Origin of the sequence: Peloplasma aerotolerans (assembly GCF_030012175.1) — a bacterium.
In the GTDB taxonomy this organism is placed as follows: domain Bacteria; phylum Bacillota_I; class Bacilli_A; order Acholeplasmatales; family Acholeplasmataceae; genus Peloplasma; species Peloplasma aerotolerans.
In genome coordinates this window covers 13129-26781 of sequence record NZ_JASCXW010000011.1, presented here as the reverse complement: position 1 = coordinate 26781, position 13653 = coordinate 13129, and the positions used below count along the sequence as shown (strand labels likewise).

Here is a 13653-nt window from a genome sequence, read left to right as displayed (position 1 = left end):
TTTTCTCCTTTTTTAGTATGAACTATTATTTTTTGAAGGTATATTCTTGTTCGTAGTAAACAAGATGTCATTAATTTCAACGCTGCCATCATTACCAATGACTTCTATCATAATACCTAGATTTTGTATACCTTCGAGTTCTGTAATTGCTTTAATATCATAAATGTATCTGCCTTCTTTACTTCTGAAATAACGTTGCGGGTATTTTCTTTCAAGTAATGTTCTCATTTCATAGCGACGGTTGTTTTCAAGATTAACTACATACAGTTTCCACATCGCACCAGATGAAATCTTATCCACATCAATATAAATATACCCAATGTCGTTTAAATTAATATCTCCAACTTCATAGGTCACTTGACTAATAACTTCATCACTTGTGTTAGAGATGATATTAAGTGCGTTTCCAAAGCGAATTGGATTCATAACTAGTGCTGCAGATTGATCAGCAGCAAATCCTCCAATAACAAATACTACAAATGTAAAAGTTGTGGTACCTTGTGCTTGCAAAATTTGAGATATATCATATGCAACTTTTCCAGTTTTACTGTTATCACGGGCAACATAAATATCAGACGATGCACCGTCAGGAATTACTTTAACAGCCCATGCCCCAGTAACAGAGACTACATCGAAGAAAACAATAGGTGTTTGATCTAAATCGACTGTGACTTGCTTTCTAATATCACCATAGTTGTAAATTGTTGTTTCTTTTAATCTGATGACGTTGTCTTGATCAATGTATGCACTAAAACCATCTACCCATTCTCCATGAACAACATCAAATGACAATTCAGATTCGCCGACAAGTTGCATACTTGAGATAACAACTCGATCTGATGATAATACATAACTAATGGTGTACATATCTTTTTCGATTAATCCAAGTTCAAACAAATTGAATGATAATTTACCATTTACATTTTGAATAAAGAGTGTCTCCGTTTCATAGACGACTTCGTCTAGCGAATTGGTAATCGTTAGTTTAATTGTGTCTCTAGGTTGATAATCTGTAAGTATCATTTCCAAAATTGGTAATTCATTTGGATCAAACTCAACCTCTGTTGATGGTGTTGCAATTACTGTAGGTTCTGAATCATTTCTTATAATTAACTTGTTGTTTTGAATCAACAACTCATTATAAATATTTGACATTTCGCGTTCTATCATAGGTGATATAAACTCATGTTCTTCTTCTTGAATAAACTTAACATAGTCTAGATGAAAGCCTCTGTTGTTTCCTTCACTCTTAATATGAACGGTTACATTAGATAGTCCTGCCAAATTCATTTCAGATAAATCATATCTTAAATATCCACGTTGGATTTGCTCCATATCAACTGCAACTGGATAACTTTGATCATCATGTATCAATGTAACGGAAATTTTAGAATGTGTATTTTTTGTTAAAAAACGTATTTGGAAAAAATCTGCATCTTCTGGATTGATTTCAAATGTTTTTGAAATTTCGGTAGTTCCTTCACCTGTAGGTTGAACAATTAATGAATGGAAATCACTTTCAACTTTACCGTTTACAACACTCCAACCTGTCGTAGTTCCTAGATTGAAGTCATCACCTGTGTGATAGATTGCATATTTACTCTCAATTTTTTGAATCTCAGATATACCATATGTTTTACCGTTTTCTGCAATCGCAGTTGCTCTGGTATAAAGTGTCACATGATCATCAAAGAAGAGTCTATATTGACTTTCTAATGCAACAATTGTAACAGTTGAGTTCTTGTTAAACTGGATGTCTTTGGAAACCTCTACTACATAGTGTGAAACTCTGTCAAGTTCATTAAACGATAAGAGCGCAGAACCTGATTCAATCTCTGTAATGACCACCGATGTATCTCCAGATGGTTCAAATTGATAATTTGGAACATCGGGTATGTATGTCTCATTTGTTTCACTTTCTTGACAAGCAGCTAGACTGAATAAGCTTAAAACCATTAATATCATATATACTATTTTTTTCATGGTTTCACCTACACTTTCTTAACATCGATAATAATCGATTCTCTAGCATTAATATTTAGTACAATACCTCGATTTAATGCCTCAAATGTAAACGTTCCAATGGAGACGCCGTTTAATGTGATTTCATAATTCCCATCTTCCATAAAATCAAAGATGACAACAGATGATTGGCTATCGCTAGATGGGTTGTAAAATACAAATGAGTGTTCATTTCTATCAAATGAGTTGTATGCTCCTGTTAAGTTCAGCATAAGCAATTTGGGATTTACAGCGCGACCGTTGGCTTCAAACATCAAATAGTTTAAGAAAACTTCGCCTGAGCCATATATTTCCTTAACTTGACGATAGGCAGATTGCGAGCCACCTTCATTACCAGGGTTATCAACTAAAACGCCTGTTGCAAACTCAAAAGGAATATAATAACCATCAAGTGCATCATAACCTGGAACTCTTTGATAATTCCCATATGGATTACCATTAATTGGGAATGCATAAAGATATGTTTTTGATGCTGAATAGAATAGATCAAGAAGTGGCGTGAAATCCTTCATATGCTCCATAACTGGTGCAATTAACCAGATGGATTGAGCCATTTCAAGATATGCTTCCCATCGTTCTCTTAAATCTGCATAACCAAATCCTAATGAAGCGAAATATGTGCTAGGATTGGAATTGATGTAGTAAAAAGATAATAAACCTTGAGCTGTTATTTTAGCTTGATCCAAATATTTTTGTTCTTCGGTTAAATCATATGCTAATAAATTAGCTCTAACATTCCATCCGAGAACAACTGGTTTTACTGCAACGCGCATCGCTGTCATGTTAAAATAGTCCATGCTATTTGCGTAATCTAGAGAATTAAGTCCTTCGCTTTGATAATATGAACCTCGGTCTTCAGACAATGTTGAAGCCATAAGATGGATGTATGCCCATGTACTAGCATTACCAGCACTACCACCATCATCATGTCCTGATGCTGGTAGACGTGTATCATAATACCAAGCAACTGGCTGTACATAATTGTCTAGTTTAAGTGTGTTTAAGAATGGCATAAGTTTCAAGAAACCTTCTGTAACTCCTTCATCTTCTGTAATTGCTGCCAAATCCGCAAGATTGGCAAGCATATCATAATACTTCCATCCACTGATACCAACTCTTGACCCAGTTTCTTCACCGGATGAATTGTTCCCGAATACTCGATTCGCATAAGTATGATGTAAAAAATATTCATCGCTTTTGGCGTCATTGCCTGTATAAGGCGCAATCCAACTCTCTCCATCGCCATGATTCGTAGTTAAATGTGTTATAAGAGATGTAACATATGCTATTTTTTCAGAATCATTTTCAGTGAGTGCATAACGCAACATGCCTTTTGTTGTATCGAGTAAAACAAAACTTTCAGCCCAGCCAGCACCAAAGTCTTCCATGTAACCATATGGTTTCATTGCACCATGATGTGTTTTTACACCAGTTCTTGGATCTGTCAGATTCTTATAAAGTCCCTCAACGATTAAATCAAAAGATGGGGCAACTAAATTAGAAAGTGCTGCAATATCATCAACTGGAATTGGATTAATATCTAAATATTTAGAAGCTGCTTTACCAATAAGTTCATAATAACTTGAATCTTCTTGATCAATTGACCAATAATCGGTGAATTGATATGTCCCTTGTTTAAAATCACCGGACTTAGATGTAACACCTAATTCAAATTGATCTTGTACTTTACGTTTTCTCATCTTTCCAAAGACTGAATCTGAATTAATATAATCAACAACATTGATTACATTGTATTCATAGTCTGCTGAAAATAATTTAGTGTAAATAGCTGGAAACGCATAAGGTACATCTGCAAATGCTATACCTGGATCTTTGGTTGCGATTGCTCCGTATTCACGCTCAATTAAATTTGCATTGGTACGTAAAGCAAAACTAAGTTGAAAATCTGCAAGGTAGTTATCATTTTGATTATTCAACGTAAATGAACGTTCAATAAAATGTGAATTTTTGTCTACGGTAAGTACCATCGTTACCTGACTATTTTTCACTTCTATTTGCTTAATATCATCTTCATTTTGAATGACATTGATTTCTTCAATTAGATCATCAAATGAAGTGTTTGGATTTTCTTGATTAAACTGCAGTGGAGAAAAACGATAAAAGCTTCCATCCATTGAATCAAATAAAAGTTCATTGTTTCTTCCTGCGAAAACACCACTAAATGACCAATTATCTTGGTCCTTGTTAAACTCAAAATAATATTGTCCTCCAATACCAATTTGAACTTGGTCATTTTTCTCATTGAGCAATAAATTCACATTCTGATTTTGGGTGCACCCCATTAGAATCGTCATGCTCAAAACTATTAAAATGAAGATTATTCCTATTCTTATTCTCATATTTCCTCCCTTATGTGTAGATTAAAAATTGATCAAGTGGATAATGTCCACTATTGAAAACACAAACAAGTTCGCTTAAACTTCCAGGCTGTCCATTCGAACCAAAAACCTCTTGAAAACTATATGAGTAGCCATAACGTATTGCCTGTACGTTATCTAATCTTGCATTGAGTTCAATCGTCTCATGATCAACAAGTTTAGGCTCTGCATAACTAAATCTAATGCCATCTGAACTCACTTCAAACCCTGTTTTTTTGTCAGTCAAGTAAATACCTTCTCCAACGTTGGAGAATTTAAGAATCAACTTACCATCTAAATAACCAGCATAAATTAATCTGGGTGATGTCCAAATACCAGGTGCTTCATAAAATGCATCCATGAATGCGTGTGCTGCACGTTTACCAATTAAGTCTTTATCATATGGGTGAATTGGATCATTAGTTTGACTTGAAAGAATGCCTAAATCGATATTAACTGAATATGTAACTCCTTCGATATTGGCTAATCTTTGTTGTTGTTTTCTAACCTGAAACCAACTCTCCTGGGTGTTTGGTAAATCAAAATCGAAACGCGGCAATCCAACAATTAGAAATTTTAGATTGGGATTGCTAAACTCTCTTCGCCATCCATGAATAAGTTTTGTCACGTTTTCTTCATATTTAACGTCCTGTCCTTCACCTTGATACCATATAACTCCTCTGAATATCATGTGCTTAAGTGGTGCAATCATGCCATTATAGTATTGTGATGGTGTGTCAGCATCACTGATATTTTTCACATATGTGCTATCCATTCCAATTGCATCTACTTTTGGAATCCATGTGTTTGTATATGTAGCACCAACTGCAGATATGATGATACCAACCGGTATGTCATATTGATTCAGTATTTCTTGTGCAAAATAGAAGGCTGTAGCACTTACATTTAGAGCATTATCTGACGACAATACTTCCCAGGGATACGTCTGATGAGTTTGAAACTTATTAAGAGGCTCACTTGAACCTAATATACCAACTGTAATAAATCTGATTTTCTCTTTATCAATATCGTCAATATCTTGTTTGATTTTTTGGGTATATGCACTATTTGCACTATTTAAAATTTGACTCATTGTGATTGCCATATTTGATTGTCCACTCATCAAATACACCTCACCAATCATAATATCTTTGAAGACATATTTTGAAGTTTTAGTATAGAGTGTCATCTCATATGGACCACCATGTGTGTAATATCCAATATAAAATGAAAACAACTGATTGGTGGTGACTTCACTATAATAGGTTTGTCCATTAAACATAAGAGCTATTTTGCCGTCTGTATCATGTGACCCATGAAACTTAATTACTGCATTTGCCTGTAAAACCATAGAATCAGAAAATATAGGTTCAAAAAGAAATCTTGATTTTTCTAATGGTACACTATAATCAATATCAAATGTGGGTTCCATTGAAGTCAACAAGTTATCATTCGTTGATATCAAGTTAAGATTCAATGCATCCATCATCTTATTTACCTCCGTTGATGTTTTGTGACAAGCTGTTAATAAGATAATTAAAGTTGATAAAAATGCCAACATGAGATATCTTTCACACATAAACTCACCTTTTCTAACCATGTTTTTAAACTAACACTTACTAAGATTATACATAAAAACGCTTTCATTCTAAAGTCAATTTCATAATTTAAGTTATTATAGTTTTATTGTTACGTAACAAATGATATAATAGAATCATGAATAAGAAAAAAGTAACCATGGAAGACATCGCTAACGAACTTAAAATATCAAAAGTCTCTGTTTATAAAGCGCTTAATGACAAGCATGATATAAGTGAGGAGTTGAAAAGAAAAGTTTTTGATTGTGCGGTACGTCTTAATTACAAGTACATAGATCCTTTAGTTAAGCAATGTCGCAATTTTTACTATATCATTCCAAAACGTTTCATGTCTTCGACTGAGCAATTTTACTTTGGTATTTTCAAAGAACTCAGTAAAATTTTGTCTGACATTGGTGCAACGATTGAGATACACATCGCTGATCAAGATTTCTCACCGAAGGATTTCAATACAAATGTAAGAGCTTACCGCCATGAAAAAGCAAAAACATATGGTGTCTTTTGGGCTGGTATAATTCCTGCACAAACATTAGAATCTTTTCTAGATATTGACATACCAATTATATGTATTGATAACTATATCCAAAATAGAACGGGTAGTTTTATTTATATAGATGATTATCATGCGGGATATGAGATGACAGAGTTTTTGATACAACAGGGACATCGTAATATCTGCTTTGTAATTGAAACTGCAATATCCACAAATATTGATAAGTTTTACGGATTCCAAAAAGCACTTTATGAATATAAAATTCCATTCACCCCAAGTATGCATATAAATCTATCATTAGCCAATATGCAAAACTTTAAATATTTTAACATACCATCGCCATTACCGACAGCATTTTTATTCGACTCAGATTATTCAGCTCAAAACTTTTTAATAACTATGATTAGTAAAGGTTATGATATCCCAAAAGATTTTTCGGTTGCTAGTTTTGATAATACTAGTTTATGTGAGGAGACAATACCACGTCTAACCAGCATCGGTGTTGAACCTAAAGAAATAGCTAATGCTGCTTATCGAATGATGCTCAAAAGATTATCTTCTACACATATAAAACCTTATATGATGATTCTATATTCATCCATTACAATTAGAGATTCTGTTGGCACCTGTAGAGAAACATCAATAGAATAATTTAAGAAAATAAAGAGTTATAGCGTAGATACGATAAATCGTATCTACGCTTTTAGATTTCACTAGCACCCTATTCTATCACAAATTGTTTTTTGATTCTTATATTTTACATCAACTGATATCAATTTGGATTGCAACTCAATTATATAGTTTAGCAAAAAAACCATACGATTTTTCAATCTACTATTTTTTCTGATTTAAACTTCTCGCAAAACGAAATTGCAGACGTTAAATCTTTTTTTTGAAGCATTGCGTAAAGTCTAGAAATAACTTCAGTATCCTCATCATTAGAAATTCCAGTGTGTTTTGTAATTGCTTTCCTCAAGTCAGTTTTCGCATCATTAAACACTTCTAAACTATGTTGGCTTTCATCTAGTTCAAATAATAATCCACTAGCAACACCAAGTAATAAATATGCATATGGTATATGTTTTTCTTTACATAAGTTTATAGCACCAACGATTCTATCATTACTTGCAAGTTTACGTTTGGTGTCTCTACCAACACGCTCAACCGTATCTTTTAATTGTTTGTTATTAAATCGATAAATTAGACGATCATAGAAATTAATTAGTTCTTTAAGTGGATACCCATCAGTTGCTATAGCCTGGGCAGATTCTATGCCACAAGCATAAACACAGTATTTAATTTCAATGTCACTTATCGCCTCATGAATATATGTATATCCCTTAATCGCAGCGAGGTAAGCTGTCACTGCGTGACCCATATTATGCATGAATAACTTTCTTCTGATATACACTTCAAATGGTGCATAAGCTATCATTTTCTTAATTACAGGCAGTTCTCCAATATATCCATCTTTATCTGTATGAAGTACTTCAAATGATTCAACAGTAATATCAGTAGGGTATGTTGCTTCGAGCATAACTGGAACCATTCGTCCAATTGATGCCTCTACAAAACCAACATTCCGTAATACAAGGTTGCTTTCTTCCCCAAGTTCATTTTTGATTAAGTTTTTTAAATATTTATCCACATGTAAAAGATTTTCACAAAGTAATATATTTAATACCTCTTTCTGTGTTTCATACCTTCTAAGTATGCCTTTGGCAACAATAGGTGCAATATATTTCAATACATTCGCACCTACAGCAGTTGCCATAAGATCACATGTTGCAATTGCATCAATCGCTTCTTTTTCGTGTGTCTTCGTGTTTATAGCTCTAATGTTTTCAATGATGATTTGTTGTTCATTTTCATTTGAGACAGTTGTAATTTTGTATTTTCTATCTTTATTTAAAGTGTCAATGATTTTTTCATTTATATCTAAAAATATAACTTCATATCCTGATTGAGATAACAATTGACCAATAAATCCTCTACCTATATTTCCTGCTCCATACATAACGGCTTTTTTCATATGACCTCTTTTAAAACTTTATTTTTTGTGTCTATTCACTAAACACCTTTCTTTGCTTTTCTTAATTGTTCTGACACAGAGTTATTTTGCTTACTCACATGTCCATTTAAAGGTAGTATTTTATCGTGAATTGCATCGATTATCCAGTCTGCTTGTGGAAAATAGTCTGAATCAAACTCATAAGGTGGTGTTATCCAGTTTTTCGCACCAACTACTACAGGTGGTCCATCAAGATAATCAAATGCCATTTCAGAGATATTTCTAGCAAAGTCATTTAAAATTGATCCTCTTGAACATGCATCACTTGCTAAAACAATTTTTCCCGTTTTCTTAATAGATTCTATCACTAGTTCGTAATTAAAAGGAACTATACTTCTTGCATCAATAACTTCTGCAGAAACATTATATTTTTCTTTTAGAATCTTCGCTGCTTCAATTGCATGATATAACGTTGCTCCTATAGTTAAAATTGTTACATCTGAACCAGCTTTTTTGATGTTTGGCTCTCCTAGTGGAATTTCATAATATTCTTCGGGTACTCCAGTTTTGACAAATTCTTCACCTTTATCATAGATACGTTGACTTTCAAAGAAAACCACCGGATCAGTACCATTTAATGCTGCATTCATTAAACCTTTTGCATCATAAGGTGTTGCAGGGAAGACGACCTTAAGTCCAGGCACATGTGCGGGTAATGCAATCCAATCTTGAGAATGTTGTGCGCCATATTTTGAACCTATTGAAACTCTTAAAACAACTGGCATTTTCAATACACCACTACTCATTGCTTGCCATTTGGCAAGCTGATTAAATATCTCGTCACCAGCGCGACCCATGAAATCAGCATACATTAACTCAACGATGACTCGTCCACCACTTAAACCATATCCAACAGCTGTAGAAACGATAGTCGCTTCTGAAATTGGACTATTAAATAAACGATGATATGGTAGTGCTTCGGTTAGTCCTCTATAAACCGCGAATGCTCCACCCCAATCTCTCACATCTTCACCATAAGAAATAAGTGTAGGATCTTTATAATAACGATCAATAATTGCTTCAAATAGACCATCTCTGATATTGTATTGTTTTATTTTTGGAATCATCTTACCATTATCATCAAATGCATAGCGCTCCCTTGACTTTAATAATTTGACTCTTGGGTTTTCCTCGTATGGTAGTAGAACATCTGATTTGCGTGATGTATCAAAAGATTCTACAGCTTGATTACTAAACATTAGTGATTCGATATAGAGTGGATCTTGACCCAAATCTAAATATGGTGACTTTCCAACATCTGAAGCCACTAAGAATAATCTATACATTCTTTCCTTCACATTATTTAATATAGCTTCAAATTCATCATCATTTGCAATTTTGGCTTTAACTAAATTTTCTCTAAATGTGATTAGTGGATCTATTGCTTCCCAAGCATCGATTTCTTCTTTACTACGATAACTCATGGCATCTGATGGAGAATGCCCACTAAAGCGATATGTAACAACATCTAAAAAAACAGGTCCAAGTCCGTTTTTAATAACTTCAAGTTTACGTTTATATGCATCTATAACAGCTAGTAAGTTGAAGCCATCAACACGTTCTGCATGAAGTTGTGATGGGCTTATACCAGCACCTAAGCGTGCAACAAAATCATAAGCCATCGTTTCTCCTCTCGTTTGCCCACCCATACCATATCCATTATTGAACACATTAAATATAATTGGTAGCCCTCCTTTTTTCTCCCAAAGTTCTGTAAACTGATCCATAGCTGCAAAATTGAGTGACTCATAAACTACACCGCAACCTAATGATCCATCACCAATATTTGCTATCACCAGACCATTTTTATCATTAACCTTCTTAAATAATGCTGCCCCTGTTGCAATCGGTGCTGAACCTCCTACTATGGCATTATTAGGGTATATACCAAAAGGTTGGAAAAAGACATGCATACTACCTCCCATTCCTTTATGGAAGCCTGTTTTCTTCGCAAATATCTCAGCTAATGTACCATATAGTAGAAAATCTACAGCAAGATCTTTAACCTTAGCATCTGGACTTTCACTATGCACAACGTTGTAAGTTGCTCCGTCTTCAAACTGTTTCATGATATTGATTAATTTGTCTTCAGAAAGTTTATGGATTGAGACTAAACCTCTAGCCAAAACTTCACTATGACTTCTATGTGAACCAAATGTTAAGTCATCTTCCTCAAGCAAATATGCTTGACCAACAGAAGCTGCTTCCTGTCCCATAGATAGATGAGCTGGTCCTGGATAACTAAATTTAAAACCTTCATATTCGCCTTTCACTTTAATTGCATAAAGCATACTTTCAAATTCTCTTAATGTTGCCATATCATGAAACATTCTTAAAAAATCATCTTTACTGTAATTATCTTTTTCATCTAGAATTGTTTTTTTATAATCATTCACCGGAATATCTTTAAATGTAATCTTGCTTGGCTTTAAAACATTTTTTGGATCTATAAATTTTGATTTTGGCATTTTCTGTTCCTCCTATATATGAAACAATGCATCTTTAATAAGTTCTCCGACTGTAGGGTGCGGATAGATGATTTGTTTTAATGTTTCAATTTGTATTTCCAGGTGTATCATTGAACTTAAGAAAAGTATAATCTCACTTGCATAAAGAGATAAAATATGTGCTCCAATTAGAGTGTTTTTCTTTTGATTAATGATTAATTTTAGAAACCCATTCTTATCATTGCTTTCTGCGAGATGTCTACCAGAGTAAGAAACTGGTAATTTAATTACTTTCACATCGTAACCTTTCTCTTTTGCTTGGGCTTCTGTATAACCCACTGAACTTACCTCAGGATTTGTATATATAACTGATGGAATATAATCATACTCGATATAATCAGCTTTACCTTGGATATTACTTATACAAACTTCCGCTTCTTTATATGCTGTGTGAGCAAGCATCGATTTACCATTCACATCTCCAATAGCATAAACATTTGCAATATTTGTTTTAAGCTGATCATCGGTTATAATAGCTCCATTTTTACTCAGTTCAATATGAATATTTTCTATACCTAAATCTTTTGTATTTGCTTTTCTACCAACAGATAACAGGGCATAATCGTGCTTTATAGTATATGACTCATCATTCAAACTGTATGTAATTTCATGATCACTGATTTTTGTAACTTTTGCATTCAACTTAAATGATATCCCTTGATTTTCAAGGATTTTTTTTAATTCTTTTGAAAGTTCCTGATCCAGTGCTCCACCAATGGTAGGTTGCATTTCGATCACGGTCACTTTGCTGCCGATTTGTGCAAAATATGATGCCATTTCAAGACCAATGACACCGCCGCCTATTACAGTCAAATTTTTAGGTAGCTCAGTCAAATCTAGTGTTTCTTTACTTGTGAGTATTTTTTTTGACTTTAATGCCTCCGATAAGCCTTCAATTGGGGGTAATATTGGTGTTGACCCAGTAGCAATGATTAATTTTTTTGCACTATATTGTTGCTCATTCACTTTAAGGATATAATCTTGATTTTCTTTTTTGATAATCTCAGCAGTTCCTTCTATAACGGTGACTTTAGATGTTTTCATTTTATAGCCAACACCATCAACTAAAGTTTTCACTACTTGATTCTTCCTATTCACAACTTCTTCCATATTAAATGTTATGTCTTTAGCATGAACTCCGTAAGAATCACCATGTAATGCGTAAGTATATTGTTTCGCACTGTTCAATAGTGCTTTACTTGGAATACACCCCTCATTTAAGCAAACACCACCTAATTTATGTTTTTCAATCAGCAATGTTTGTATTCCTGATTTCCCAGCAATATCTGCCGCGTGGTAGCCGCCTGGACCACCACCAATAATAACTAATTCATAATTTTTCATTGTAAACTCCTTATCTTAAACCATATGGATCTGATTCTATATTTTTTGTAAAATCTTGTAGATATTCTTTTAATTCCTTTAAAAATCTCGAAGCACCTGCACCATCTATTACCTGATGATCATAGGTTAATGACAATCCCATAGCTTCGAAGAATACAATTCGTCCATATTCATCTTTTTTAACTTGTGTTGTAATAGTGTTCACACCCAAAATGCCAGTCTGTGGTGGATTAATAATTGGTGTGAAATGTTCAATATCTAAAGTCCCCAAATTTGAAATAGTAAACGACGCTCCAGATAATAAGTCTGGGTTAATGCTACCCGCTAAGCAATCATTGATTAATGATTTTGCTTGAATGGACATTTGAGACAATGATAAAGTGTCTGCATTAAATAGCGTTGGTACCATCAAACCTCTTTTTGTATCCGTTGCTATCCCAATATGCATATGATTAAAAACTTTTAGTTCTTGATTATCAAAGTGTGCATTTAAATCCATATGACTTTTTAAAACTCTAGATACGGAGTATACAATAATGTCATTTAAAGTAATTTTAGGTAACGACTCTTCTTTTTCTTTCAACTTTAACAGTTTTCTATAATTTATAATATCAGTCGCGTCAAATGACAGTGTATGGGTTAGTTGTGCTGTGTTTTGCAAACTATTCATCATAGCTTTCCCTATCAGTTTACGCATATTACTAAGTGGTTTTATATCGAATTTTTGCTCATTATCGGTTTGTAAATCACTAGACATTCTATTAGAATATGAAACATCTCGCTCAATGATTCGGCCATTAGGTCCAGTACCTCTTAGACTTTTTATATCTATATTTTGCTTGTTTGCTTTACCTTTAGCTCTTGGGCTAGCGAAAACATTCTGTGATGTGTTCAAATTGCTATGATTAACATCCTTACTATTAACAATCTCATCTTTTACGTCTTCAACAATCTTAGGCTTATCTTTGGGTTCAGATTCAATCTCAACCTCTACTTTTTCACCCGGTTTTCCAACATAGCAAACAGGTTCTAGAACATTGACAATTTCACCTTGTTCATAAAGTATTTTTATAACGACACCTTCAACTTCAGATGTATAATCAAAAACTGCTTTATCTGTTTCATAACTAAAAAGAACTGTTCCTATTTCGATCACATCATTTTCTTTTACATGCCATTCACTTAAGAAACAACTTTCAACCGTGATGCCTTGTTTAGGCATTAAAACTGGAGTAGCCAT

Annotated in this window: 8 protein-coding genes; 1 reads left to right on the top strand and 7 read right to left on the bottom strand. The window is 33.7% G+C overall.

Annotated elements, in window-relative coordinates; translation table 11 throughout:
• Window positions 1-12: 12 nt before the first annotated feature.
• Genes QJ521_RS04470 through QJ521_RS04460 form a run of 3 tightly spaced genes read right to left on the bottom strand, consistent with a single transcriptional unit; the run spans window position 13 to window position 5979 of the window.
• Window positions 13-1983 (bottom strand): hypothetical protein, encoded by a 1971-nt coding sequence (locus tag QJ521_RS04470; RefSeq protein WP_282839235.1) that lies wholly within the window; start codon window positions 1981-1983, stop codon window positions 13-15.
• An 8-nt stretch (window positions 1984-1991) separates the two neighbouring features.
• Window positions 1992-4382, bottom strand: a complete 2391-nt coding sequence (locus tag QJ521_RS04465) for a hypothetical protein (protein ID WP_282839234.1) — start codon at window positions 4380-4382, stop codon at window positions 1992-1994.
• Window positions 4383-4392: 10 nt separating this feature from the next.
• A complete protein-coding gene (locus QJ521_RS04460; protein WP_282839233.1) occupies window positions 4393-5979 on the bottom strand; it encodes a sialate O-acetylesterase in 1587 nt (528 codons plus the stop codon).
• Between the two features lie 137 nt (window positions 5980-6116).
• Here QJ521_RS04460 and QJ521_RS04455 point away from each other — a divergent pair, with 137 nt between their 5' ends.
• The gene (locus tag QJ521_RS04455) at window positions 6117-7142 is read left to right on the top strand and encodes a LacI family DNA-binding transcriptional regulator (protein WP_282839232.1); all 1026 of its coding nucleotides are present in this window, start codon (window positions 6117-6119) and stop codon (window positions 7140-7142) included.
• 175 nt (window positions 7143-7317) lie between these two features.
• Here the strand turns inward: QJ521_RS04455 and QJ521_RS04450 are convergent, their stop codons facing one another.
• Genes QJ521_RS04450 through QJ521_RS04435 form a run of 4 tightly spaced genes read right to left on the bottom strand, consistent with a single transcriptional unit; the run spans window position 7318 to window position 13653 of the window.
• Entirely contained in the window at window positions 7318-8523 is a 1206-nt protein-coding gene (locus QJ521_RS04450; protein WP_282839231.1) for a mannitol dehydrogenase family protein, read from the bottom strand.
• Window positions 8524-8561: 38 nt separating this feature from the next.
• Window positions 8562-11030, bottom strand: a complete 2469-nt coding sequence (locus tag QJ521_RS04445) for an alpha-ketoacid dehydrogenase subunit alpha/beta (protein WP_282839230.1) — start codon at window positions 11028-11030, stop codon at window positions 8562-8564.
• A gap of 12 nt (window positions 11031-11042) precedes the next feature.
• A complete protein-coding gene (gene lpdA / locus QJ521_RS04440) occupies window positions 11043-12413 on the bottom strand; it encodes a dihydrolipoyl dehydrogenase (RefSeq protein ID WP_282839229.1) in 1371 nt (456 codons plus the stop codon).
• Between the two features lie 10 nt (window positions 12414-12423).
• The gene (locus QJ521_RS04435) at window positions 12424-13653 is read right to left on the bottom strand and encodes a dihydrolipoamide acetyltransferase family protein (RefSeq protein WP_282839228.1); all 1230 of its coding nucleotides are present in this window, start codon (window positions 13651-13653) and stop codon (window positions 12424-12426) included.

What these genes read in the sequence shown, in the direction of transcription:
- QJ521_RS04470 (WP_282839235.1), bottom strand. Translation starts at nt 1,983, where the DNA reads ATGAAAAAAATAGTATATATGATATTAATGGTTTTAAGCTTATTCAGT.
- QJ521_RS04465 (WP_282839234.1), bottom strand. Translation starts at nt 4,382, where the DNA reads ATGAGAATAAGAATAGGAATAATCTTCATTTTAATAGTTTTGAGCATG.
- QJ521_RS04460 (WP_282839233.1), bottom strand. Translation starts at nt 5,979, where the DNA reads ATGTGTGAAAGATATCTCATGTTGGCATTTTTATCAACTTTAATTATC.
- QJ521_RS04455 (WP_282839232.1), top strand. Translation starts at nt 6,117, where the DNA reads ATGAATAAGAAAAAAGTAACCATGGAAGACATCGCTAACGAACTTAAA.
- QJ521_RS04450 (WP_282839231.1), bottom strand. Translation starts at nt 8,523, where the DNA reads ATGAAAAAAGCCGTTATGTATGGAGCAGGAAATATAGGTAGAGGATTT.
- QJ521_RS04445 (WP_282839230.1), bottom strand. Translation starts at nt 11,030, where the DNA reads ATGCCAAAATCAAAATTTATAGATCCAAAAAATGTTTTAAAGCCAAGC.
- lpdA (WP_282839229.1), bottom strand. Translation starts at nt 12,413, where the DNA reads ATGAAAAATTATGAATTAGTTATTATTGGTGGTGGTCCAGGCGGCTAC.
- QJ521_RS04435 (WP_282839228.1), bottom strand. Translation starts at nt 13,653, where the DNA reads ATGGCTACTCCAGTTTTAATGCCTAAACAAGGCATCACGGTTGAAAGT.